Raw genomic sequence first — 24,112 nt, forward strand, 5'->3', positions numbered from 1 at the left:
GTGACAGTACACAATGAAGATTTTTCTGGTTCGGCATGGTGCAGATGAAGAAGGATATCGCGGAGGATGGAGTCAGAGAGGTCTTACCGAAGCCGGTGTTATTCAGTCCAGGGCATTAGGAACGTATCTGCATGAGCATGCAGAGCCATATGATATTCAAACGGTGATAAGCAGTGATCTTCCTCGTGCGGTGCAGACAAGCAGAGCGATTGAAGAGTCATTGGGTATTCAAGGCATCTATACATCCGACTGGCGTGAGATGAACAATGGTGAATTGGCGGGTATGCTCCATACGGAAGCGGAAGAAAAGTACCCGGGGATTTATTTTAATACGCTCAAGATGGATACTGCTTTTCCGGGCGGAGAAAGTCCGATTTATTTTTATACTAGAATAAGAAATGCGTTCGAAAATCTATGTATGCAACTCGAAGCGAAGCAGATAAAATCCAATGTTCTTCTCGTTACCCACGGAGGTGTGATTAATATTCTGTATTATGTGCTGGCGAGTAGAGAGTGGAGCAATACGTCCAGCTTTTATCCCATTGATAACACGAGCATTCATACGATTGAGAAAACAAAGAATGGATGGAGTATACTAGACACAAATACAATTCCTCATTGGAGACCGTAAAGCAGCTAAGCTTCTGCATGTTGCTATCCTTATCTCGATATAAAACTGAAGAAGTAAGGAGGCAGACAGATGAGCGGTAAACCGGAAGACCTGTTGCATCATTTAAAATCTTTATCTGGACCATTCCCCATTTGGAATATGGAACAGCTGCCGGATCAGCCGGGAGAGTTATTTCTGGATTGGTTAAGACTGGCTATCGAAAATAATGAAAAAGAGCCCCATGCCATGACGCTCTCTACCGTAGATCAACATGGTTATCCAGATGCGAGGGTTTTAATTTTGAAAAACATGATTCAGGATACCTTCTATTTTGCATCCAGCTTGGACAGTCGAAAAGGCCAGCAGCTGAAGGATAATCCACGGGTGGCACTTACCTTCTACTGGCCTTCATTAGGAAGACAGATTCGAATCAGGGGAATTGCTCAAGATGAAGGAGACGAAGCAGGGGCAAAGGACTTCCGGAAACGCAATCCTGGAGCCAAAGCAGTAGCTATGACGGAGCGCCAAAGTCAGCTATTGGATCGTGAGGAAGAGTTGAATGTGTCCATTGAGATTCAGAAGAAACGGCTTCAGGAGAACCCTGATTTCGCTGCGCCTCATTGGCGGTTATATGCTGTACATGCACAGCAAGTAGAGTTTTGGCAGGGGGATACCGATCGGAAACATATACGCGTTCAATATAATTGGCAGGAAGGACATTGGCAAAGGAATAGGCTGTGGCCTTGATTTTACAGGCTCATAGAGGCAACATATTAGAATGATTTCTTAGGCCTAGCCTTCGTGAACGTACATAATGTCATAGCCCCTGCGGAATATCTTCCACTATAATTTTCAGGTTATCAGGACGTGGATCTGAAATGCTGAAAGATAAGTAGGGGGAAGGGTTATGACGATCAGAAATAAATACAAAGCACTTGAACTGGAGAATCCCGGCGTCTACGAGCTGGAGGGATTAGAGGTAGGGGTGACTTCGAATTGCAATTATAAATGCGACTACTGCTGTGCCTACAATCGAGACGATGGCGAGTGTATTAATAGCGCAGAGGTTATCCGCATTATTCGTGAGCTTCCACATCTCAAGCGGGTACGCCTGTCAGGTGGCGAGGTGACGCTGAAATATCAGGATTGTCTGGAGATTGTAACGTACTGTGCAGCACATGGTATCGATACACAACTCAATACAAATGCCAGCCTTCTGACAGAGGACAGAATCATAGCATTACGGGATGCTGGTTTGTCCAACATCCATATTTCTTTCAATTACACGGATGCGGAATCGTACGCTGCATACTACCGTGTGCATCCACGTATGTACGAGAGATTAGAGCGTAATATCCGTCTGTGTACGGAGCTGGGTTTGGAAACCGTACTGGAAACGTTGCTGTTCAAAGGCAATCAGGACCAGATGCTGGCGATTAGCGATAAAGTTTATGATCTGGGTGTGCGTATTCATGAGATTCAGAACAGCATCAAGATGCCACACACCGATTGGAGCCAGATTGTCTCCAAAGAGTCGTTGGTTCAATCCGTCACGGCGTTAATCGAACATAAAAAGCAGGATACGACGCTCTATTTTACATGTATGGATCGGTTTGCCGAACAATTGAATCTGCGTGAACAGCCAGGTGTATATTTTTCGAACTGTGTGGATGGTACGAAACAATTACACTTGCATGGTAACGGGGACATCCTGATCTGTGAACTGTGCCATCCGGTGGTCATTGGTAACATTTATAGTGGTACGTCATTGAAGGATATCTATACGCAGCAGCCCGCTGCGCTAACGGATTTTATCAAAAACCGGCCTTGTCCGGCGTACGATGCGTTGTTTGCATAGGTAAATCCAATTTCAACTATGAGGTCTTCTACTTTCCTTTAACGGAAACGGGAGGCCTCTTTAAATTTAAAGATAAACTCATGGTCATCTAACCTCTTTCGTTTCAGATTCATTTAAGTTACCGGTCCTAATATGGCATTAGAACGTAAATGAATCTGGAGAGGTGAATGTTACATGGGCAAACTCTTTGAAAAACACAATCGGAAAGATCAACATAGCATTCCTGTTTCCCGAAAAAAACACAGGTGGCTTACCATTACCCTTGTAGCTGTAATTGTTATAGGCAGTATTCTGTACAGCCTGGCTGACCGATATTTAATTCGCCATGTACAGGTGGTTGTGGCTGATGATAATACGGCAGTTACTCGTTCAAGTGCGGATGCTGCATCTGAGGGAACTGCAGGTACAAATCCAACTACGACTGCAACGGATGTACATGCCACATCGGATGACTGGAATTACAGCAGTGACGATCTAAAGATTCAGATTCAGAAAATGCAGACAGGGTCTGGATCGGATCAGATTACGTATTATGTAGCTGATGTACAGGCGAAGGACGCGAGCAGTTTGCGAAGTGCGCTGGCGGACAATAGCTTTGGCACCAATATCACGGAGGACACATCAGAGATTGCCGAAGCAAACAACGCGATCTTTGCGATAAACGGTGACTATTACGGATTCCGTGAGGATGGTGTCATTATCCGTAATGGCGTGTTATATCGTGATAGCCCAACTAGAGATGCCTTAGCCTTGTTTAATGACGGGACGATCCAAACGTATGACGAAAATGATATTTCCTCTGCTGAACTCCTGGCAGAAGGAGTAACGAATACATTATCCTTTGGGCCGATTCTGGTGCAGAACGGTGAAATTACCAGTGATTTCAGTCGTGTGAAAATTGACAGTAACTTTGGCAATCGCTCTATCCAGGATGCGAATCCTCGAACAGCCATCGGCATGATTGCGGCAAACCATTATGTGTTTGTTGTGGTTGATGGAAGACAGGATGACAGCAGGGGCATGACACTGGCTGAACTTGCCCAGACGATGAAAGACCTGGGCGCAACCGAGGCGTATAATCTTGACGGCGGTGGTTCATCCACTATGTATTTTATGGGCAGGGTTGTGAACAATCCTTTGGGACGTAATCAGGAGCGTGGCGTAAGTGACATTCTGTATCTGACGGAGGCACAATAATATGACCATCCTTATTCCATCCTATGAACCTGACGTTCGTTTATTGAATCTGGTTATGCAGTTACAGACATTTAAGCTTGGGCCTATTGTTATCGTGGATGATGGCAGCGGGGCCGAATACCGTGGAGTTTTCGAGACAGCTGAAGCGTATGGTTGTACAGTGCTGACTCATGAGGTCAATCGTGGCAAAGGCCGGGCGCTGAAGACCGGCTTCCAATATATTAGAGAGCATGGACCGCAAGGCGGAGTGGTATGCGCAGATAGTGACGGGCAACATCTGCCGCATGATATTCGCAGCATCTTTGAGATACTGCTTGCGCAGACAAGCCCTGGCATTGTATTAGGAAGTCGTCGCTTTACAGGTAAGGTGCCTGCCCGAAGTCGTTTCGGTAACCGTGTTACCCGTACTGTATTTTCGCTGACAACAGGCAGTAAGGTGTATGATACACAGACGGGACTTCGTGGTTTTCCATATGCAATGCTGGACTGGCTGTGCCAAATTCCCGGAGAACGGTTTGAGTATGAGATGAACATGTTGCTAACCGCACATAAGGAAGGATATGAAATTACAGAAGAATTCATTGATACGGTCTATCTGGACCACAATGCGTCATCCCATTTCCGTCCTTTGGCAGACTCGTTTCGAATATACATGCCCATTCTGATGTTTAGTACTTCTTCTGTCTTATCTGCTCTGATTGATTTTGGATTATTATTTATCATGCAGTATTTCACACAGCATCTGTTCTTGTCTGTCGTAACAGCAAGGCTCTGTAGCTCCATGTTCAACTACACCATGAATCGCAAATACGTATTTTCCGCGGATCGAGACTCCAAGATCAGGCAGTCTTTACCGAAATATTTCTCGCTTGTGTTGTTCGTACTACTGCTAAACTACGGTTTGTTATATCTATATAATGAACAACTGATTATTCCACTAATAGCAGCTAAAATTCTGACGGAAATTTCAATCTTTGTGTTCAGCTACTGGGCACAGCGAAGATTTGTATTTTAATTAGCCTAAGGATAAGGATCGTGTGCATCTGTTTTAGTTCTTAAATACGGTGCTTTGCTCGAGAACAAGTGTGTACAGCTACATGGAAAAGGAACATAAAGAGTGAGCCAACTGGCTCGCTCTTTTTCAGTTGAGGCGGTTTCCAAAATATTGGATTATAGGGTACGATGGAGATAGAGGTTAACGTGAAGGAACCTATGGCAGGGGGGAGATTATGTATCTTCGAAGTGTTGAATTAATGTCGGACAAGATTGAGCAACCTGGGGAATATCCCTTTAGTATCCCCTCGATTCATTCCATGGGGCGACTGGAGTTTAGCAATAACGTTACGTTTTTTGTTGGTGAAAATGGATCTGGAAAATCAACATTGCTGGAAGGCATCGCTCATCAATGTGAATTTAATACCGCCGGAGGCGGGCGGAATAATGTGTTTGAAACACATGCATCTGAGTCCTCACTAGGAGACTATCTAAGACTGGCCTGGTTGCCTAAAATGGCAAACGGTTTCTTCTTGCGATCGGAATCGTTCTATCAATTTGCATCCCATGTGGATGAGATGCCCGAATCGCTTCGATATTATGGAGGACGTTCGCTGCATGAGCAATCCCATGGGGAGTCTTTTCTTAACTTGTTCATCAACCGTTTCAGTTCCAAAGGGATTTATCTGCTTGACGAGCCAGAGGCTGCTTTGTCTCCAGCCCGGCAGCTCTCGTTGCTGCGAATTATTCATGACTTGTCGAGTACTTCGCAATTTATCATTGCGACACATTCTCCAATTCTGCTCGGGTATCCGGGGGCCAATATTTTAAGTTTTGACGATGGACATATTCACGAGATTGGGTATGAGGATACAGATCATTATCAGATCACTCGCAGCTTTCTGGAGAACCGGGATCGAATGTTGCATGAATTATTCAAGGATGATTAGCTTGATAACGACAAGCAGAACCAACGAATTAAACCGTTAGACAATAGAAGGAGCGATCGGATGAAAACAGGATTGTTAATTGTGGATATGCAAGAGAGTATTGTGCGTCAAAAAATGGATCAGAAGGCTATAGACCATGCCTGCGAATATATTAATCATGTCGCGAACGTGCTTCGCTCTAATGATCATGTGGTCGTGCATATTCAAGATGTGGAAGGCATGGAGGGAGCAGAACCCGAACAGTATCAGGTCATTCCTGAGATTGATGTGGATGGCGAGGATATTACGATCACCAAAGAGAGTTCCAATGCATTCTGGCAGACCAATCTGGAGCAGACGCTCAAAGTTCTAGGCGTTGAACTGCTCATTATATCCGGATTTGCCGCAGAAGAGTGTGTCTTGTTCACATACAATGGGGCTATGGAGCGCGGATTCAGACCCGTAATGTTACAGAACGGCATTCTTAGCACACATCCCGAGGCTATATCCTCCACATACAGGGATCGCAACGTGATCTCGTACCCGGTGGTCGATCATTTGATCGGATAACGGATATTATAAATGGAACTTACTGTTCATCAAGATGCTGATTTTATTCTCAAAGGGGGAAAAGCAAATGGATGGATACTACATTGCTTTATTGATAGTCCTCTCTGGCGCAGGTCTGATCTGGACGGTCAAGGGCATAAAGAATAAGGTACGGCTGATGGTGTTTTTCGGAGTCATCCTAACTCTGGCACCTATACTCATTATTATGGGCTGGATGGCTTGGTTACCGCTGATAAGTTCCGTTGCGCTTGTTGTTTCTTGGTGTGTGCGGAAAGAGGTAAGAAGGGCATAAGCAAATGCCCCGCTGATAAGGGAGAGAGAGCATGGAAAAAGGCATTCGTTTGGTGCATTATGAAGAACGATATCATCAGACTTTAACCCGGTTTACGTTGAAAAATGAACAAGTTCACTTTACGGCATTGCCTGCCCAAGTGATTGAAGAGGCTAAGATGAATCCGGACAAAGATCCGGTTGTTATTTTATATCAGGCTGTGCCTGTAGGGTTCTTTGTTTTACATCAAGGTTCAGAATACGTGGAGCCCGCGGAATCGGATCGCAAAATACTCATTCGTGCGCTGTCGATCTCGGAGCAGTATCAGGGTAAAGGGTACGCACTGGAAGCGATGAAGAAACTGCCTGCTTGGGTACGTGAGTTTCATCCGGAGATTGACGAAATCATTCTTGCTGTGAATGAAGCGAATAAGGCTGCTTATCAGTTGTATGTAAAATCTGGTTTTCTTGACCTTGGGTTGACCCGAATGGGCAGCCGCGGTATTCAGCATATTTTGCACTACAGCATGAGGTAGGGAGGCAACATAGATGGACATCAAGATGAAGCTGGAGCCGCATGGCTGGCTGGATATAGAGATTGAATCCGATCAGGAGGAGCGTATTGAAATTCCGGTTTCCTGGTTGTCGGATGCCTTGGGGGATATGGCTAGTCGACTCGTTGCCCTACATAAAGGTGCGGAAGAAGTTGTCATGGTGATGCAGACGGAGCCAGGAGAGTTTCGATTCAGAATCAAGAAAACCGCTCAGGCACGGGTTCGATTTATGGTGTACAAGATGCATGACAATTTTAGCTCACAGATGGTCACAGAAGGTGCTTTGCTGATGTCAGAGGAATTAACTCTGGTTAAGCTAACGAAATTATTTTATCGGGAATTCAGTAAGATAAGGGAATTAGGGCTAGAAGAATATAAGACACGATGGAGCTATGAATTCCCTAATGATGCCTATGCACGAATCGGCCGAGTTGTTCAAATCAAGTAAACAGTGAATAGAGAGGAGCTTGTAATGAAGGCTGAGATCAGAAAAGAAGATTTAGATTCGCAAAGACTAAGCTGGCTGTGTATTGAACCGATGTTGCTCTCCGTCCGCGGACAGAGTATGGATGCCAAAAGAGAGGTATACCTGCGGCTAAACGAAGGGCAAAAAGCACTATACCTGTTTTACTCCTATCACAATCACACCACAAGTCTGGCAGAGTTTTATTGGTTCTCAGCGTATAATATCATTGATCTGCGAAGCTGGGATGGAATCAGACGAGGCATGCGCTTCTTTCAGCTAACGGTAATGATTGATGTACTGGATGATATTGAAGCTCTTATAACGGATGCGAAAAAATCCGGAGAAACGTGGCACGAAGTATCGCCAACCGATTTGGAGCATGATCCTCAGTTGCTTCAGCAGACGGAGCTGTTATACGCAGCATATCAGGAGGCTTCCCAGCAAGCGATCACGACGATGAATGAGTGGGTTCGACAGCATCCAGAGTTGTTTTAGAGGTTAAGGCAGAGGCATAGAAAAACGAGCAAAATGTCGTAAAACTACTCTGAAGAGTAGTTTTTTTGTTTTTAAATGCAACATAGCAACAGGTTCATGCAACAAAACGTAATATCGTGGGAAGTGTGCTAGCGGATATGTAATATGAATGGTGAGAGGAGGGCCACGTGTGAAAGTCATATTTGGTTCCCTGGAATGTGGCTACTATCTATTGTGCTACACGTTATTGCATTTTATTTTTATGCTAGAATAGATAGCAGGAAAAAAGCGGAAAAATTAAACGATATTCTAAAGTAAGCAAGGTGAACAGAGATGAATGAAGATGAGCTTTTGCAAGTATACGGACTGGAGCCTCACAAGAAACATCGGGAATTAATTCGTCAGTTGCTGAAGCAGGAGATGCATCACCGGGAAGCAGAGGATCATGAAGTTCTGAAACTGCTGTGCATCATGTTGTTTGCTATCGGGAACGTAGAGGACACAGAACTGATCTGGCAGGCCAAACGAAAAAATCAGGACACAGTCAGTTATATTGATGTGCAGCTGCTTTGCGGTGCAGGGTTTGACGCAACTATCGTGTATCTGGAAAAAAAGGGCGGTGAACAAGCACATAATCAGGTGCTTTATCTGAAGAATTGCGAGCCGTACGACTTTGTGGATTTCTCCAAAGACGAATGGTTTTCAGGATACAAAGCCTATTACGGCATCTGATGCCATGGAGGGAGGAAGATTGTGAAGCAGGAGAACGTTATACACGTACAGAAGCAACTGTGTGAGAAATACCATGCAGACTATGTTCCGAGCGAACCCTACCTGAAGGTAGGGATTGCTTGGAACGTGAAGGAAAAGCGTGAACCCATTCACGGGATGCGAATTCAGCCAGAAGGCGATACCACGGGGTGGTACATTTGGGCAGAGGAATACTTGGAAGCCGATGATTTCTTTGTCCCTCTGCACGTTACACATATCGACGAATGGGATGCGAAGATTAGTCGATATCTCGGACTTGCTCCGGGGTGGAGGTTCCTGATTGCCGAGGATTACGAGGATGTATGGTTTGATGAAGGGCTGCTTAATAGATAAGAAAGGGGGGACAGGGATATTGAATAGGTTTGTGAATAAATAACCGAGTTAGCGCGCTTGCATATAGCATGGATATCCATGCAGGCAGCGTGTTTTTTATGTCAGGAGGGGATGTAGTCTGGAAGTGGATATGTTTCCTCAGCATTCGCAAATCCCACATTATGGGTTATGATGTACCTGGGAGAAGATTTTACAGTGATTAGGAAGTCTTATGATAGAAAATGAATCAGAGGTGAAAAGAATGATTTATAAGTTGGCCTGTATCATTGGCATGATGTTACTTGTAACGGCCTGTCAGAATCAAACAGAACCTAACAACGCCCAAAAACCGGCTGTAGAAGTAAATACGAATGATGAATCTGTGGGCCAAGGCGAGCTAAACGTTTCATCTCCACAAGATGAAGTTGTGCCGCCCGAGTATTTGGATGAGAGCAAGTATTCTGGTGATAAGCTGGAAATTGTCAAACTAATGAATGCACGTATGCGTTATTTATATGAACAAGATGAAAAGGGATATATGAGCCTGTTTGCTCCGGAATCTCCATTCTCAGGCATGCCGAATCAAACAGTCCGCAAAATTACTTCCATGGGTGACATTACGATTACCGAACAGAAAAAGCTCTATCAAGGTGTTGTGATCATTACGGAATTGAGAGAAGGGGACATTGAGGACAGCCCCATCATGGTGTTTTGGAAAAAGAAAGCGGATGGTGATGCTGCAAAGTGGATCATTGCGGATATCGATTAACAAGTACAACATGAAAGAAGGTACAGAATCTCGTGCAGAAGACATTATTTGAACTTGTAAATGAAGTGCAGGATGAAGAGAGTTTTATTGTTTTTCTGAGTGTGTTGAGCAAGGATCGGCAAAGCTGTGTCGATGAATGGCAGCACGACTCGATAGAGTCATTTTTGGAAGCTGCGGCAGACTGGGGGCAGGAATCGGTTAACGGATTAACGCATTATGAGAAACCCGACAACCCTTGGAAGCGCTGTGCACAGATCATGTACATGGGCAAATTTTATGAGTAATTGGTAGAACTACAGGCAACTAAGAAGGATACATAACGGAGGTTTGTTGAAGATGGAATTTTTAGAGATAAGTTTGGTTGTTGTAACGATACTGCTGTTCGTCCTGGGTGCGATTAGTAAACGTAGATCATTCATCAGGTGGGGGTTCGCAAGCCTCCTTCTGCTAGTTGTTTTGTTTATTCCGTCGTTTGTGAACGGATTCCAGAATGGATTGATTGAAGGATGGACGGCTCGACGGCTGATTCGGTGAACAGAAATATATCGTATATGCAAGACAACAGCCGATTTAACTTTCTTGTTGCCGGAATGAACCTGAGTTTAAAGGTTTGGAGCGCGATGGCGAATTAACGTTTCGCTGGTTTCCGATCCAAGAGGCAGAGCAGATGGAAATTTATCCTGTGTTTTTGCGAAAAGAACTCGTTAATCTTCGCAGGAAAGTATTCAATCACAGCGACTCTTGGAAAAATTAAATTTTATGAAGTCGGACGAATTGAAGGACGGTCTTTTTTATTACACATTACATAGGAAATAGGTAGTTTATCGTTAGTGACTGATCTTTCGAAATCGAACGGTACATTCTGAATCAATAGGGGGTTCACATGAAGTCCATTTCCCTTTCATTTTCGATACTATTAGCCAGTTTTATTTTGGGAGTGTCGTTTATTATTGGCTCTATGCTGCTCATGAATCAGGACAAAGATCAAAGTAATGGAACACTGAATCAGACAGCGGAACAGCAGACGCTCTTGCCTGACAAGGTTTTGTTGACACTGAAAGAGACGGCTACATATCTGGGCATGAACGAAGATCAGGTGATGAGTATCATTAAAACAGAACAGAGCAGTTTGAATGCTTTTCACCACTTTGAGGGGAAAATGTTCCCCTTTATCAAAGTTCAAGATCAGTTTTATGTAAGCCGGGTTGAACTGGATTTGTGGATACAAGATGCTTCAAGCAACCATCGTAGATACCTTAATGGGCAATTGCAATAATTAGGGCATGTAACGTTAGTCGTATCTTCTGATCATGTACGTATATATGGTTATCCTTAGAGAGGAGAAATAGACACTAGTATGGAAATCATCGGACAACAGATTCGGATCACTAGCTTAAATGAGCAGGATATGGATTTTATATGCGAACTGGAATGTGATGCAAGCTTTTGGACTTATGAGGAGAGTGTGGAAACGAAGGTAGAGAATGTGAAGGAGAAGTACCGGAGTCACTTCCCCGTTGAGGGCGAGACACCGTATGCGTATGATTTTGTTATCCGTCGCTTGAATGATGCCAGTGAAACACCAGTGGGCATCGTTCAAATGTGGAGTTACGTTGATTTTCGTAGAAGCTGGGAACTTGGTTTCGCGGTGTTGCCTGAATATTCAGGAAAAGGGCACGGAAGCGAGGCGACTCGGTTATTGCTGCAATTCGCTTTTGACGAATTAAAGGCACATAAGGTCGTGGGCATGTGTAATGCCGAAAATGTAAGGTCAGCGGCTTTAATGCAGCATGTAGCCATGACCAGAGAAGCCATTTTTAAGGAAGAGTTAAGGTGGCAGGATAAGTGGACAGATCAGTACTTTTTCTCCATTTTGGACAGAGAGTTCAAGAGACATGAAGTGTGAATAAGGCAGAAGTAATCCATTACAAGCTGAGGGGGTTAATCTAGTGGCAAGGCGTAAACTGGTTTTGCTTAGCGATCTGTATTTTGAACCCAATGATGAACTGAATGAGAGATTTCGAAGCTTGTTCCAGCACAAAAAGCCTTCAATCGGTTACATCCCTTCCTGTTCCGACCCGCAGCGAATCTATGTCGAGTACACTCGGCGTTTTTATCGCCAGTTTGGGGTTGAAGATGTGCAGTATTATGATCTCGATACCGAGTATGAGGAAATCATGCTGGACTCGCTTTTCCAATGTGATGCGATTCATTTATCTGGCGGGAATACGTTTTATTTTCTTAGTTTGCTACAGCAACGAAATATGTTTGAACAGCTACGTTCCTATGTCAGTGACGGTGGTATTTTGATTGGGGTGAGCGCGGGTAGTATTCTGATGACACCTACGATTCAAATAGCTGGATACGGTGAGGATGCAGACGAGAATCATATCGGTTTGACTGATTTTCAAGCTCTTGCTCTTGTTGATTTCGAGTTTGCACCCCATTGGGATCGTTCGGAAGAGATGATGAATACATTCAGAGAATACGCTCAAAACCATCAAACCAAGGTATATGTGTGCCCGGATGGTGGAGCTGTTGTTGTTGAAAATGAATCACTTGAATTATACGGCGGGGCAATTCCTGCTTTGTAAAGAGAGGAATGTCTAACCAAATATAACGGGGAACGTGAATCAGTCTATGTGTATCATGCACCCTTAAGGGATTATGCCGAGTATATGCTCAGACAAATTCATGAAGCTATGCAAGCTTAAAGGAGAACATGACAGATGAAAGAGTCTCAACGAATCAAATGGGAGAAACAATTAAAGCAAGGCAAAAGGTACCATATTCTCGTACGCGGCGTTCTCGGCTGGGGTCTGCCTTTGGCTTTTCTGTACACCTTGGTGATGACGTCATGGAACGGACAACGTTTAACCCTGGATGGTGAGTTTTATGTAAACTTACTGACTGCACTGGTTCTGTTTCCAGCTGCTGGTATCTGGTATGGTGCCTGGACGTGGAAAATCTTGAAAATGAAATTAGAGCAAGGCAGAAGATAGATGTTTCGGAAGAATCACACATCATATGGAGATCAAGGAGGGGAAGAGCGTGGATGAGACACTAGAGTCACAGATCCAATTTTTAATTGAAATTGACAAGCTGAAAACGATTGAACGAAGAACAAGAATTATTCATGGCGAACGGCTCGAAAATGATGCAGAACATTCTTGGCATCTAGCAATGATGGCATTAATATTGCATGGTCATTCGAACAAGGAGATCAATATTCTTAAAGTGATCAAGATGTTACTCGTGCATGACCTTGTTGAAATTGATGCCGGAGATACCTTTGCCTATGATACGCAAGGAAATATGGATAAACATGAACGGGAGCTTAAGGCTGCTCATCGATTGTTTGGTATATTGCCAGAAAACCAGGCTGAGGAACTGTTAGGTCTGTGGATGGAGTTTGAGACGAAAGAGACACCGGAAGCAAGATTTGCTTCGTCCCTGGATCGGCTGCAGCCCATCATTCATAATCATCAGAATGAAGGTGACACATGGCAGAAATATAACATTACAAGTGAGCAGGTGTTGAACAGGAATGCAGAGATTGCGAACGGATCTGCTACGTTGTGGAAGTATGCACAACAGATGGTGCAACATTCGGTAGATCAAGGTATTTTGAAGCAATCTGGATCCTAATTATACGGGTACTGTTTCACTTACATTTGGACTCAGGAGGCGAACATGGGGTACATCACGGATTTACGAAAACTGGTGGGAACACGGCCTTTAATTATGGCTGGTTCGTGTGTACTGGTGTTTAACGAGCAGGGTCACCTGCTGCTCCAGAAACGAACAGATAGCTTGGATTGGGGTACCATTGGCGGTTCGCTTGAACCGGGGGAATCGTTGGAAGAGGCTGCTGCGCGTGAACTCTACGAAGAAGCTGGACTGCGAGCGGAGTCTTACAAGCTAATTACCGTATTTTCAGGTCAGGATATGTATTACCGTTATCCGCACGGAGATGAAGTCTACAATGTGATGGCGATCTATGAAGCAGGTGGCACAACGGGCAGTCCAACGGTGATGGATGATGAAGGGTTAGAGCTCAGGTACTTCGACTTGACTCAGCCGATACCTGACATCAATCCATTCACCAAATATGTGCTGTCAAAAGCGGGATATATCAAAAGCTGGGAGGACGAATAAATGGATGGTATTGGTTTCGGTTTTGGTTTTGGTTCGTTAATTTCCATCGCTATTGTTCTAGTTAATCTATTGTTATATGGCTTGGGTGTCTATGCATTAATTTTATTTATCAAGCTTGCCAAGCGAGGGATTCAGGCTCTGGACATTTATTTATATGAGAAACGCGGAGGGCGTTATTAATCTCCCCGCACAACATTATCATTTTTCTCTCAGTGATTTACGGATGCCGATTTAGTATGATGAGGGTATCATCTTGCAAAGAGAGAGGGTTAGACATGGATACATTTTTGCAGCAAATTAACGAGTTGAATGAGCTTCAGATCGAGCTGGTCAGCCTGCATCCTTTTTTTGCAGAACATCATCCGGTTGTTGTAGCGCATGAGTCGTTGTTATATATCTATGATTATTCATCTAAATCCGGGCAATACGAATGGGTCAAAACTGTCCCGGATGACCTGTACATTCCTGATGACTGTCTCGGTGCAATGTCTGTACATCATATGGATAATCGCATGTGCGCGATTGTGACGGCTTCTGTTTTCAAAGATTCAGAGCAGAAGGTTTTTCTGTTCCATGAATACGTGCATTGTTCTGTCTATGGAAAATACGAGGAACGCATCGTTGACCGTCTGCAGATTAAACATAAAATGACCCAGTTAAAGCGTGTAACCTGGGAGATCGATTACGAATTCCCGTACGAAGATGAGATTGTTGCTGGACGAATTGAATCTCTTCTATCTGCGTTGAAAAGTGAGAATTTACAGCAAATTCAGGTGGCGCGAACGGCATTGTTCCAATCTCTTACAGAAGAGCAAGCGGAATATTGGAGCTGGCTGGAATGGAATGAAGGAGTAGCAAGGTATATCGAGAATTTGATTCGAGCCAAGTATGAATTGCATCCTAATCATTATGGCGATACAGCACCATTTAACCGCCTCGTATTTTACGAGTGTGGATCGGAATATATCCGTTTGCTGGTAAAGGAGCAACCTGCGTATCATACGGATCTGGAGAAGTTGTTTGACCGGATGCAGGCGGAGAGATTGGCAGATTTGGTGAGCTAACGAAAGGCGAATGATGGTAAGCATGTGATACATTACCGAAGAGGTTGTACAAGCTTTTGTTCAAAAAACAGTCCCGCGCTTAATCGACTTATTAGCGGAATGGGAGGCCTTTAGGTGAGACATATCGGAATGTTGCTTCTATTCTTCAGCGTCATATTCATTGCAGCGTGCGGCGGCAACGATTCGAGTGAAATGGGCTCCAAAGAGGCTGAGGAATTAGAACGGAGTGAAGGGATTCCTACGTTAATTACGTTATCGTGTAATCAAGCTCACTTCTCTAAAACGTGCCGCGATATAGAATTTGACCGCGCTGACGAGATTCAAATCGTGACCGAAGCCATATTCAGAGCCGAGCGTATGCAGGGGGCCATTGATTATGCTGCTGAGTACATGATGAACATCACCTATGCAGACGGCTCCGTCACTCGGTACGATCTGTCACTGGGTACAGATCCAAAAGCACAAGGTTTGCTTGTAAACCAGGAGGACACGATGACTGGATATACGATCCCTCTAGAAAACGCGAATCAACTCAGACAAATCATTCAGCGACGTACGGACTAAATTGAACGGATAGATAAGCAACATGAACACAGGCTTACAGATGGAATGGAGATGCAGGTAAGTTGATAACAATCGGAACACTGACGACAGCAGATGTGGATGGAGCATATCATATTTTTGAGACAACGATTCCAGAGGCATACCGTCAGGAAGGAATCGGATCACTTCTGGATGAAATTCAGGAAGAGATCGAACATAAAAAGGCCGTAGTACAAGCTGTTTTGCAGCATGAATCTGATCTTGAACCAACGACGACGAGTCCCTTTTTCCTTGTTGCTCGGAAAGAAGGTAAGGTCGTGGGTACGATCTCATATGGCCCTTGCGGGAAAGTCGTTCAGGAATGCACGAACCATCGTCTGGATCACGTTGGAACGCTGGGCTCATTGTATATTTTACCTGAACTGCAAGGGCAGGGCATTGGTTCTGCGCTTATTACAGCACTGGTCAACGAACTTCAGGTTCGAGGTATCACCCAATTTTGTCTGGACAGCGGTTATCGGATTGCACAGCAGAAGTGGCGGCAGAAGTTCGGAGAGCCCTATGTTGTGACGAAGGACTACTGGGGCGAAGGCAGCGAAAATATGGTATGGTTGTGTGAGGTGCGGGATTTTACTGGAAAATAAACGAAAATAAAAGATGACCCCCTGCACGTGAACAGGAGTCATCTTTTTTCTTTTTCCCTCTTGCTGCATCGATACATCGGCATGATCGTACAGTATATAAACAAAAAGAGAAGAGAAGGAAGGAGAGACCGTTTAGGATGACAGAAACAACAGGAACAGAAGGAACGGAAGCAACAGAAGGAACAGAAGTACGGATTACACCGCAGCAGAAACTTTCCCCGCATGCCGTAAGTCTGTGGAGAGTCAGTGCCATCATCTACAATGTAATTGGTTTCGTTGTGTTGGCTGCGCTGCTCGTACTGGATTCGGTCTATGATTGGAGACCATGGATCGGCTGGATTTTATGGGGAGTCACAATCTTATCGGTTTGTTATGCCGTTTGGGATATATTTTTGCAGCCGGTATGGATGTATCGTTATTGGTTTTATAGTGTTAACACGGAGTTTTTACAGCTCAAGCACGGTGCGTTGAACAAGGTACATCAGGTGATTCCGATGGCCAAGGTACAATCCGTTTCGACGAATCAGGGGCCTTTAATGCGAAAATACGGACTGTATTCGGTATCCATCGGAACGATGGGTTCTTCTCATCATATCCCGGCCTTGCCGGAAGATGTGGCATTTGCGCTGCGTAACCAAATCGCGGATTACGCCCAGATCAACGAGGTGGATGAATGACGGAGATGAAACGACATCATGTACTGAGCTTGTTGTGGAGTCTGGGTAGTCTGATCAAAAGCACATTTGCCTTCATTCTGTTTTTATTCGTATTCCGTGCAGGGTCAGATTCGACATGGGTTTTCTATGCAAGAGTCATTTTTTATATGGGTATCTCCATCGCGCTGGTGTCCATTCTTTGGAGATGGTTTACAACCCGTTATTCCGCAGATGAGAAGGCCTTCCATATCTACACGGGGGCATTCAGTCGAACCCGCAGAACCATCCCGTATACGAAAGTGCAAAATGTGAATCGGCATACGAGCTTTTTTCATCGCTTGTTTGGTGTGACCTCTTTACGCTTCGAAACGGGTATCAAGGGTGATGATGCGACATTTCAGCTGAAGGTCGTTTCGGTTTCTGAAGCAGAACAGCTAGAGAAGCAGGTATCTCATCATTTATCCGAGGACCAAGTTACGGTTGAGGGAATCATGGATGATGAGCAGGATGCAAAGGATGAGAAAAGCCTACGTAAAGAGCAGTATATCGAAACTGGAGAACGAGCAGGTAGTGACGTAAGCACAAATGCCAATGCCGATTACAATGACAATGGAATTAAAGTCACACTCGACCGTGTCGTTCACTATCGTTCAACGCGCAAAGATGTGTTCAAAGCTTCATTTACCTCGTTCAGCTTTCTGGTGCTGATCCCCATCTTAATCTCCTTGTATTCAACGGTGAAGGATTTCTTCCCGAAGGAAACCGTAACCGAAAGTCTGGTATTATCCTGGCTTGAATCATGGTGGGTGATGAGTCTGATCATCCTGGTGCTGATCATCGTATCGATCGGACTTGGAATTGCTCGTACCTTTGTGAAATATGGAGATTTTCAGATTACGTCCGATGACAAGCGGATTTATATTACGAAGGGCATGCTGGAAAAGACGTCGTTCTCGATCCAGAAAGATCGTGTACAGGCCGTCAAGATTACACAGTCCCCGATGAAAAGAATGCTGGGTCTTGCGGAGGTAGAACTTACGACTGCAGGTAGTTTGGGTGAAGCTGGACAGGAGATGAATTCGTTATATCCTTTTTTGCCTGTGAAAGAGGCCCATCGCATTATTGAAGAAATTCTGCCTTCCTACCATGTTACGGAGGAGATGGAGATGCTGCCGCGGAGAGCGTTGTGGCTGCGTTTGCTTAAACCAAACTGGTTGTGGATCATCGTCACGGGTATGCTGGCATACTTCAAACCGGTTATATTCGGGATTGAACACGCATGGTGGATGATTTCATTGCTACTGCTTGTGTGGATCGCAACGTGCAGGGTGGTCAATTTTTATCATACGCGATATGTATTGAACGATCACTTTATTCAGTTTCGCTCAGGAGCGCTGACTTCGACACTGTTTCTGTCCAAGCGGGAGAAGGTCATCGAAATCAAGATTACACGCCATCCCTTGCAGCGGAAGCTGGGCCTTGCTTCTATCCATACCGTGAACCGTGCTAAACCTGTGATGCACCATCATGTTAACGATATACCGGTTAACGTGGCTGGCACATTCCAGATGTGGTACATGGCACGTTCCCAAGAGGTGTTGACTCGGTAGGCAAACTAAGAAAGGCAAACAATGACAGCGAGTGAAGATACACCGTGCACAGAATGAGGTTTATTTTCTCTTGCTTTCGTTCTGAGTTTTCCATTTTAGTAAGGGGCGATAAGGTGAATAAAACGAAAAAGATCGTATCATGGACGATTGGCATTACGCTCATTGTATTGATTCTCACGCCGTTTATTTATGTAAAAGTCAACAAAATGATCTATGCACATCGTGTCACAACGTATTTAACGGAGCAGAAACAATATTCTCCTGATGAGATTGAATCCATAGAAGGCGTCTGGAGTGTTAAACTGCCACCCTTTCTTGCTGTAGTGAAGTTTAAGGATGAACCGGATGTGGAGTATATATATTTTGCACATAATGATGTGATTCAGTTTAGCCATCGCATTTCGGAAGAGGCGCAGAAGAGCGGTAAAACGAAATCAGATCTGAAGCATTTTGCGCCGACAGACGACCAGCAGTAGAGGAGAAGAGGAAGAGGATGAGGGTTGATGAAAAAAGTAATAAAAGCTGTATTTTTGGATGTGGACGGTACGTTGCTTAGTGAACAAGATCGCAGTCTCTCCAAGTGTACCGAAGAGTCCATTCGCAGGTTAATCCAAAAAGGAATTCATATCATCCTTGTGACGGGCAGACCACATCATCTATGTGAAGAGTTTAAGCATCTTGGCATAGATACGGTTATTTCAGCTAATGGAGCTTTGGTTACTTGCCGTGGTGAAATCATTCATAAATCCATTCTTTCTTCAACCATGGTTAGGGAATTCAGTCATTTTGCTGAGTCTCAGGGACATGCACTTTCCTACTTTACGGAGTCTTTTGGCATGAACGGAACTGGTCGGACGGATCATCATGTGATAGTTGCTCTTCGAGAGACACTTGGAATGATGGAATATGCGGAACAGATCATGACGCTCGATGAGGAAATATACTGTATGTGTTTATACGCAAATGAGGAGCAGACAAACCGATATAAAGAACAGTTTCCTTATTTGCGATTTGTACGATTCCATCCGTACGTTTGCAATGTGCTAGAAGCGGGTGAAGTCAGTAAATCTGTAGCGGCTCAGAAAGTTCTAACTCACCTAAATATACGCAGAGAGGATACGATGGCTTTTGGGGATGGAGAGAACGATATAGATCTACTAACTTATGTGGGCGTAGGTGTCGCTATGGGAAACGCTGGAGAGCGTGTTAAGCAAAGTGCGGACTACGTCACGCTGAAAGCGAGTGAGGATGGAATAACTCATGCGTTGAGGCACTACAAGCTTATATAAAGGGACTTTAGTTGGAATAAGGGATATCCATATTGTGGATTCTTATGTAAAATGAAATGAAGTGAAGTGAAGTGAAGTGAAGTGAGAAAGCCCTAAAGCATAGGGCGTCAAAAGAAAGGTGAATGTTAATATGAAAAAAGGTTTTATACTCATTTTATCGCTGGTTATGCTTATCGGTGTATCCTCCTCGGCGTATGCACATCCTGGCCGATTGGACAAAAACGGTGGACACAAGTGCTCCGCAAAATCGATTAAAAAAGGTCTGTGCACAGGCTATCATTATCATAAAAAGAAAAAGTAGTTTCGGGGGTGGCCAAAGCAGGCATGAATACGATCTGGAGGAAGGTAAACCAGCCTTGGCCAGAGGAGATTGAGACAACGACGTTACATACAATCCAGCAACTTCGAGAATTGAAAACCTTGCTCTAGCAAAATTTATGCCGTATGGATTCGATCTTTCCCCCGTCTCTGACGTTGCTGGGTGGCCTCTTCGTAATCTTCAATCAGGGTGTCAAAAATCTGCTCCCAGGATCGCTGTTCTGCAAGTTTCCGGCCTTCAAGTCCCATCTTTTTCAGCAGTTCCGAAGAGTCGACTCGTAAGCCAATCTCTCTTATAAATGCGCCTACGTTACCCGGCTCGACAAGTATGCCGCTGCGTTGATGTACGACAAGGTCTTTGACTCCGCCGGCGTTAGCAGCCAGTACGGGAAGTCCCGAGGCCATGGCTTCCAGCACAACATTGCCGAAGGTCTCTGTACAAGAAGGAAAGACAAACAGATCTGCTGATGCATACATCGATGCAAGCTCATCACCATGCAAATATCCTGTGAACGTAACATTGGCGGGCGCTTGCTGTTGCATCTTGGGAAGGGCAGGCCCATCACCGACAATGATCCAGTGAACATGGGTTTGTAGTTCTGCGGGCAATTGTTGCATCGTGGCTGTCAGGGTGGCTATATCTTTTTCCGGAGAGATGCGTCCAACGTAGAGCAGGATGAGAGGTGCGGTGATCTGATACCGTTCGCGAATGCTGGGGATTCGTTTGCATGGAGAATAGAGGTTACAATCAATACCGCGAGACCAGAGCTTGAGCCGCCGAATCCCCTGAGACTGTAAGGTGTACATCGTGTCTTGGGACGGAACGAATGTAGTATCACAGGTGCGATGAAACCACTTGATGTACTTCCAGTAGAGTGGGATGACACTTCCAAGCTTGTAATAATTGAGATAACGATCAAAGTGGGTGTGATAAGAGATGACGTGTGGAAGGTTGAACTTGAGTGCATATCTCAGGCCAAGCAGCCCCATGTTAAACGGTGTAGCGACATGAAGCAGATCAGGCTGAAATTCCTGTAGCTGTTTATAGGCAGTTACTCTGCTGGGAAAAGCGATTCGGCATTCGGGATACAGAAAAAAGGGGATATTGATTACGGAGCTTACGGGAGCTTCAACGTTTCCTTCCATGATGGATTGGGATGTAAACAGCAGATGTTCTATATTTCTGCGATTCAGATGGTTGCTTAGACGATGGAGTGTTCCTGCGACACCATTGGTTTCTGGAAGATAAGTATCTGTGAACAAGGCTAGACGCATCCTTACCCCTCCCTAAACTTGTGATGCCAAGATCATAACAGCGAATTATTTTCCATGAGTCAAATGCATGTTAACTTGGCGCGATTTCTTTTCTATACAGCATATTCTGGTATGATGGAGAGACGTGGCGGCGCAGATCATAACTACGCTATATAGAGAGATACAGGAGGATAAGTGAGATGAACAAGTTACAGGAAGAAATGGCGGAGTTGATGCCGCTTGCAGGCATCGAAGAGATGTCAGGCGAAGAAATGGTGGGCAGCATTGCGATGGATATGTACCGGGCTGAATTTGCCACGATTCGGGAACAAGTTTCAGAACTCCCTGTAGTAATACGAGATATTATGCTGATTATTGATCTGGATACGGAACTATCCATGAATGGATTGACCGGTTATTTGGAAAATGCCAGCGGAAAGCATCTGAGAGAGGTCATCGAAGCGTTAAACCGAAGTGGCAATGAGACAGATGCGATGATTTTGCAAAAGGTGGAACAACTCTTGAAGCAACAAGGAATCACGCCAGAACAACTCAGAGAGAACGTGGAACGTCTGTCCGAGCACGACATATCGACAAGTTTGCAGACACATGGGACACAGATCCATGAGTTATTACAGCAGGTAGAGCAGGAAGGTCAACATTTAAGCTTTCAAGCGGATAATGAAGAAGTTTTCGATTTGCTGTACCAGTATGTAGACGAGCATAAAGATGAATTAAAGCAGCAACTGGAGCAGTTTCTCGTTCTATAAGAATAAGGGGGAGAAATGAATGCGTCTGAACAAACGTGTGGGGATTAAAACCATTATCGTTAGCTTTATTTTCATACTTTTGTTAGTGGTTTGGAAAGTAGCCCAAGGTATGTTTTTAACATTACAGCACGTCCAGCAAGGTACACCATTACAAACCTCTGGTGCGACATCGCAAATTGACTTTGGACATGTGGCAAGTGGAAGCAGTTGGATGATAACCCTAAGTGTTGGTGGTATATTCCTTTTGGCTATGGCGTATTATGTTGTTCGTTCTTATGTTGTGGGAAAAAACAAGAGATAAAGAGACTAGCCCTTGGCATCAGATGGATACATAGCCAGGGGCTGCTCTGTTGATGTTTTGCATGTTCGTAGTCTATAGATGCTCTGAAATAATCTCTTCCAAGGCTTGTGCGACGGAACGTGCACCACGCTCCAGATGTCTCTCGTGCAGTTGCAGGCGCACATAGGTCTCATCCGTACCCATGGCTTCGGAGAGCATTCCGCTAAGTCCACGTGCACGACGGTCGATCTGTATCAACAGTTCCAGGGAATTCCCCATTGGATAGAAGAGGACTTCAAGTTCATCCAGATATCCGCGAAACTTGGTGGTCGGCACAAACTCAAACTCTTGTACAAACGGCAGATTGCCACCGAGCCTTGGAGCATAATCATTGGTTACTTCACGAAGTTTGAATCCCAGCATATCCATGGCATCCAGAACGATCTCCATCTCCCTGGAAGGCACAACATGAATAAGGTCCCGATCTGATGGGTCTACTGCGCTAGAGATGTCGAGCCCCGTTTCCACCCATACTTCTGCACGGTGTAGTGTAATCGGTAGATTTTCCGGTAGATCGAATTGAAAGCTCTTTTCCAGTTTTGCACCAGGCTGCAGGGTGAACCCCTCGGTGAGCAGATATTTGGCTACAACAGAGGTTTCCTTCACTTTGCGATCATTACTTTCCCGAATGTAGTGCGTTTTGATTAATAGATAAATCCGATCGACCTGCTGCTGCACATCCCCGCCTTCAATGAACACAATTCCTGACATCGTTCCACCGGGAATGACTTCTGTCGTATGTAATTCCGTATTCACTTTCGCTGCACCTACACCAACACTGGCCAACATCTTCTTAAAAAATGACATGCAAGTAACCTCCAGATTCAATGGATTATGATGGGGGAAATATGATTTCGAGCATAATACGGGCGATGAAATAGATGCGTTTCAATTTTTACAAGAACAGGGGAATCTGTATGGTTTCGCCCGAATGTTACTTTAGGATCAAGATTCCAGATAGGAGGATGTCTATGAGTATGGAGTGGTACGATATGATTGCACGACGTAATGGTGGATACAGAGCCCGGGCACAGTACAGATGGGAGGGGAAGTCCGCAGAAGAAATGTTCGAAGAGCGGCTGATCCAGTTACTGCCTGCGTATACATCGGTCCTTGATGCAGGCTGTGGACACGGTGACTTTACTCTTAAAATGGCGGCACATGCTACTCATATAACAGGGTTCGATAACTCGGAAGAGATGATTAAAATAGCCCAGGAAAGTTTGGAGTCCAGTGTCATTCAGAATGTGAATTTTATCTGTGCAACAACAAAGGAAGAACTGCCTTTTCAGGATGAACAGTTCGGCTTGATCTACAATCGTAGAGGCCCCACCTCGATTATTGAATACGGAAGACTTCTCCCTCAGGGAGGCCTGCTGTTTGGAATACATACGGATGTTACCAAGGTTCGTGAACGATTGGAACGTAACCTTTACGAGCAGATTGAGATCGAAGAACATCATGAGGCACTTATGGTTTTTCCTGACGAAAATGAGTTTGCTCTCTTCCTTGCAGACGTTCCGGGTAACCCGGATTACACAAGCTCTGAGTTTCGTGAACAATTGCAAACCAAGTTAAAGGAACATACGATCGATGGGAAAATAGCCGTTCGAGAGCATAAATATATATGGAAGGCTGTAAAAGCGTAAGGAGATGGAAAGAATGACGCCAATAAATGGTGTCATGTCATTAG

At 44.7% G+C, this 24,112-nt stretch carries 36 protein-coding genes; 34 read left to right on the plus strand and 2 right to left on the minus strand.

Annotated features, from left to right (window positions below; all coding sequences use genetic code 11):
• Positions 1–13 precede the first annotated feature (13 nt).
• The 31 genes from ACUTVW_RS02905 (at position 14) to ACUTVW_RS03055 (ending at position 20,038) form a co-directional block, all read left to right on the plus strand.
• Positions 14–631, plus strand: coding sequence for a histidine phosphatase family protein (locus tag ACUTVW_RS02905; protein ID WP_445644391.1), 618 nt, complete (start codon positions 14–16; stop codon positions 629–631).
• 69 nt (positions 632–700) lie between these two features.
• On the plus strand, positions 701–1,357 hold the full coding sequence (locus tag ACUTVW_RS02910; RefSeq protein ID WP_445644392.1) for a pyridoxine/pyridoxamine 5'-phosphate oxidase: 657 nt from the start codon (positions 701–703) through the stop codon (positions 1,355–1,357).
• Positions 1,358–1,517: 160 nt separating this feature from the next.
• The gene (locus tag ACUTVW_RS02915; protein ID WP_445644393.1) at positions 1,518–2,468 is read left to right on the plus strand and encodes a radical SAM protein; all 951 of its coding nucleotides are present in this window, start codon (positions 1,518–1,520) and stop codon (positions 2,466–2,468) included.
• A gap of 174 nt (positions 2,469–2,642) precedes the next feature.
• A complete protein-coding gene (locus ACUTVW_RS02920) occupies positions 2,643–3,665 on the plus strand; it encodes a phosphodiester glycosidase family protein (RefSeq protein WP_445644394.1) in 1,023 nt (340 codons plus the stop codon).
• A 1-nt stretch (position 3,666) separates the two neighbouring features.
• Positions 3,667–4,680: a GtrA family protein gene (locus ACUTVW_RS02925; RefSeq protein ID WP_445644395.1), complete on the plus strand. Its 1,014-nt coding sequence runs from the start codon at positions 3,667–3,669 to the stop codon at positions 4,678–4,680.
• 214 nt (positions 4,681–4,894) lie between these two features.
• Positions 4,895–5,608, plus strand: a complete 714-nt coding sequence (locus tag ACUTVW_RS02930) for an AAA family ATPase (protein ID WP_445644396.1) — start codon at positions 4,895–4,897, stop codon at positions 5,606–5,608.
• A 60-nt stretch (positions 5,609–5,668) separates the two neighbouring features.
• Positions 5,669–6,157: a cysteine hydrolase family protein gene (locus ACUTVW_RS02935; RefSeq protein WP_445644397.1), complete on the plus strand. Its 489-nt coding sequence runs from the start codon at positions 5,669–5,671 to the stop codon at positions 6,155–6,157.
• Positions 6,158–6,224: 67 nt separating this feature from the next.
• Complete coding sequence (locus ACUTVW_RS02940) at positions 6,225–6,449, plus strand: hypothetical protein (protein ID WP_445644398.1); 225 nt, start codon at positions 6,225–6,227, stop codon at positions 6,447–6,449.
• 31 nt (positions 6,450–6,480) lie between these two features.
• Positions 6,481–6,963 carry a GNAT family N-acetyltransferase gene (locus ACUTVW_RS02945; RefSeq protein ID WP_445644399.1) on the plus strand — a complete coding sequence of 161 codons (483 nt, stop codon included), beginning with the start codon at positions 6,481–6,483 and terminating at the stop codon, positions 6,961–6,963.
• Positions 6,964–6,976: 13 nt separating this feature from the next.
• Positions 6,977–7,429: a hypothetical protein gene (locus ACUTVW_RS02950; protein WP_445644400.1), complete on the plus strand. Its 453-nt coding sequence runs from the start codon at positions 6,977–6,979 to the stop codon at positions 7,427–7,429.
• 24 nt (positions 7,430–7,453) lie between these two features.
• Positions 7,454–7,942, plus strand: a complete 489-nt coding sequence (locus tag ACUTVW_RS02955) for a hypothetical protein (RefSeq protein WP_445644401.1) — start codon at positions 7,454–7,456, stop codon at positions 7,940–7,942.
• Between the two features lie 312 nt (positions 7,943–8,254).
• A complete protein-coding gene (locus ACUTVW_RS02960) occupies positions 8,255–8,653 on the plus strand; it encodes a hypothetical protein (protein WP_445644402.1) in 399 nt (132 codons plus the stop codon).
• Positions 8,654–8,674: 21 nt separating this feature from the next.
• Entirely contained in the window at positions 8,675–9,025 is a 351-nt protein-coding gene (locus ACUTVW_RS02965) for an immunity protein Imm33 domain-containing protein (RefSeq protein ID WP_445644403.1), read from the plus strand.
• 241 nt (positions 9,026–9,266) lie between these two features.
• Positions 9,267–9,773: a hypothetical protein gene (locus tag ACUTVW_RS02970; protein ID WP_445644404.1), complete on the plus strand. Its 507-nt coding sequence runs from the start codon at positions 9,267–9,269 to the stop codon at positions 9,771–9,773.
• A gap of 32 nt (positions 9,774–9,805) precedes the next feature.
• Entirely contained in the window at positions 9,806–10,057 is a 252-nt protein-coding gene (locus ACUTVW_RS02975) for a DUF7660 family protein (protein WP_445644405.1), read from the plus strand.
• A gap of 52 nt (positions 10,058–10,109) precedes the next feature.
• The gene (locus ACUTVW_RS02980; RefSeq protein ID WP_445644406.1) at positions 10,110–10,307 is read left to right on the plus strand and encodes a hypothetical protein; all 198 of its coding nucleotides are present in this window, start codon (positions 10,110–10,112) and stop codon (positions 10,305–10,307) included.
• 349 nt (positions 10,308–10,656) lie between these two features.
• Positions 10,657–11,049, plus strand: a complete 393-nt coding sequence (locus tag ACUTVW_RS02985) for a hypothetical protein (RefSeq protein ID WP_445644407.1) — start codon at positions 10,657–10,659, stop codon at positions 11,047–11,049.
• Between the two features lie 81 nt (positions 11,050–11,130).
• Entirely contained in the window at positions 11,131–11,679 is a 549-nt protein-coding gene (locus ACUTVW_RS02990; RefSeq protein ID WP_445644408.1) for a GNAT family N-acetyltransferase, read from the plus strand.
• A gap of 43 nt (positions 11,680–11,722) precedes the next feature.
• A complete protein-coding gene (locus ACUTVW_RS02995) occupies positions 11,723–12,367 on the plus strand; it encodes a Type 1 glutamine amidotransferase-like domain-containing protein (RefSeq protein WP_445644409.1) in 645 nt (214 codons plus the stop codon).
• Between the two features lie 135 nt (positions 12,368–12,502).
• Positions 12,503–12,775: a hypothetical protein gene (locus ACUTVW_RS03000; protein ID WP_445644410.1), complete on the plus strand. Its 273-nt coding sequence runs from the start codon at positions 12,503–12,505 to the stop codon at positions 12,773–12,775.
• Positions 12,776–12,800: 25 nt separating this feature from the next.
• On the plus strand, positions 12,801–13,421 hold the full coding sequence (locus ACUTVW_RS03005; RefSeq protein ID WP_445644411.1) for an HD domain-containing protein: 621 nt from the start codon (positions 12,801–12,803) through the stop codon (positions 13,419–13,421).
• 45 nt (positions 13,422–13,466) lie between these two features.
• On the plus strand, positions 13,467–13,931 hold the full coding sequence (locus ACUTVW_RS03010) for an NUDIX hydrolase (protein WP_445644412.1): 465 nt from the start codon (positions 13,467–13,469) through the stop codon (positions 13,929–13,931).
• Positions 13,932–14,111 carry a hypothetical protein gene (locus tag ACUTVW_RS03015; protein WP_445644413.1) on the plus strand — a complete coding sequence of 60 codons (180 nt, stop codon included), beginning with the start codon at positions 13,932–13,934 and terminating at the stop codon, positions 14,109–14,111.
• Between the two features lie 95 nt (positions 14,112–14,206).
• Positions 14,207–14,995, plus strand: coding sequence for a hypothetical protein (locus ACUTVW_RS03020; RefSeq protein WP_445644414.1), 789 nt, complete (start codon positions 14,207–14,209; stop codon positions 14,993–14,995).
• Positions 14,996–15,109: 114 nt separating this feature from the next.
• Positions 15,110–15,559, plus strand: a complete 450-nt coding sequence (locus ACUTVW_RS03025; protein WP_445644415.1) for a hypothetical protein — start codon at positions 15,110–15,112, stop codon at positions 15,557–15,559.
• Between the two features lie 62 nt (positions 15,560–15,621).
• Positions 15,622–16,182, plus strand: a complete 561-nt coding sequence (locus ACUTVW_RS03030; protein WP_445644416.1) for a GNAT family N-acetyltransferase — start codon at positions 15,622–15,624, stop codon at positions 16,180–16,182.
• A gap of 137 nt (positions 16,183–16,319) precedes the next feature.
• Positions 16,320–16,859, plus strand: coding sequence for a PH domain-containing protein (locus ACUTVW_RS03035; RefSeq protein ID WP_445644417.1), 540 nt, complete (start codon positions 16,320–16,322; stop codon positions 16,857–16,859).
• On the plus strand, positions 16,856–18,448 hold the full coding sequence (locus ACUTVW_RS03040) for a PH domain-containing protein (RefSeq protein WP_445644418.1): 1,593 nt from the start codon (positions 16,856–16,858) through the stop codon (positions 18,446–18,448). The genes ACUTVW_RS03035 and ACUTVW_RS03040 overlap by 4 nt, the downstream gene beginning before the upstream one ends.
• Positions 18,449–18,561: 113 nt before the next feature.
• Complete coding sequence (locus tag ACUTVW_RS03045) at positions 18,562–18,924, plus strand: DUF3139 domain-containing protein (protein ID WP_445644419.1); 363 nt, start codon at positions 18,562–18,564, stop codon at positions 18,922–18,924.
• Positions 18,925–18,951: 27 nt separating this feature from the next.
• Entirely contained in the window at positions 18,952–19,737 is a 786-nt protein-coding gene (locus tag ACUTVW_RS03050) for a Cof-type HAD-IIB family hydrolase (protein ID WP_445644420.1), read from the plus strand.
• 166 nt (positions 19,738–19,903) lie between these two features.
• Entirely contained in the window at positions 19,904–20,038 is a 135-nt protein-coding gene (locus ACUTVW_RS03055; RefSeq protein ID WP_244159351.1) for a YHYH domain-containing protein, read from the plus strand.
• 134 nt (positions 20,039–20,172) lie between these two features.
• Here the strand turns inward: ACUTVW_RS03055 and ACUTVW_RS03060 are convergent, their stop codons facing one another.
• Positions 20,173–21,330, minus strand: coding sequence for a glycosyltransferase family 4 protein (locus tag ACUTVW_RS03060; RefSeq protein ID WP_445644421.1), 1,158 nt, complete (start codon positions 21,328–21,330; stop codon positions 20,173–20,175).
• 179 nt (positions 21,331–21,509) lie between these two features.
• On the opposite strand from ACUTVW_RS03060, the gene ACUTVW_RS03065 reads away from it, so the two are divergent.
• Positions 21,510–22,079: a DMP19 family protein gene (locus ACUTVW_RS03065; protein ID WP_445644422.1), complete on the plus strand. Its 570-nt coding sequence runs from the start codon at positions 21,510–21,512 to the stop codon at positions 22,077–22,079.
• A gap of 19 nt (positions 22,080–22,098) precedes the next feature.
• On the plus strand, positions 22,099–22,380 hold the full coding sequence (locus tag ACUTVW_RS03070) for a hypothetical protein (protein ID WP_445644423.1): 282 nt from the start codon (positions 22,099–22,101) through the stop codon (positions 22,378–22,380).
• A gap of 72 nt (positions 22,381–22,452) precedes the next feature.
• On the opposite strand, the gene ACUTVW_RS03075 is transcribed toward ACUTVW_RS03070, so the two are convergent.
• A complete protein-coding gene (locus ACUTVW_RS03075) occupies positions 22,453–23,226 on the minus strand; it encodes a sporulation protein (protein WP_445644424.1) in 774 nt (257 codons plus the stop codon).
• Positions 23,227–23,390: 164 nt separating this feature from the next.
• Between ACUTVW_RS03075 and ACUTVW_RS03080 the strand changes: the two genes are divergently transcribed.
• On the plus strand, positions 23,391–24,068 hold the full coding sequence (locus ACUTVW_RS03080) for a class I SAM-dependent methyltransferase (RefSeq protein WP_445644425.1): 678 nt from the start codon (positions 23,391–23,393) through the stop codon (positions 24,066–24,068).
• Positions 24,069–24,112 lie beyond the last annotated feature (44 nt).

It is taken from the genome of Paenibacillus sp. TSA_86.1 (genome assembly GCF_052691815.1).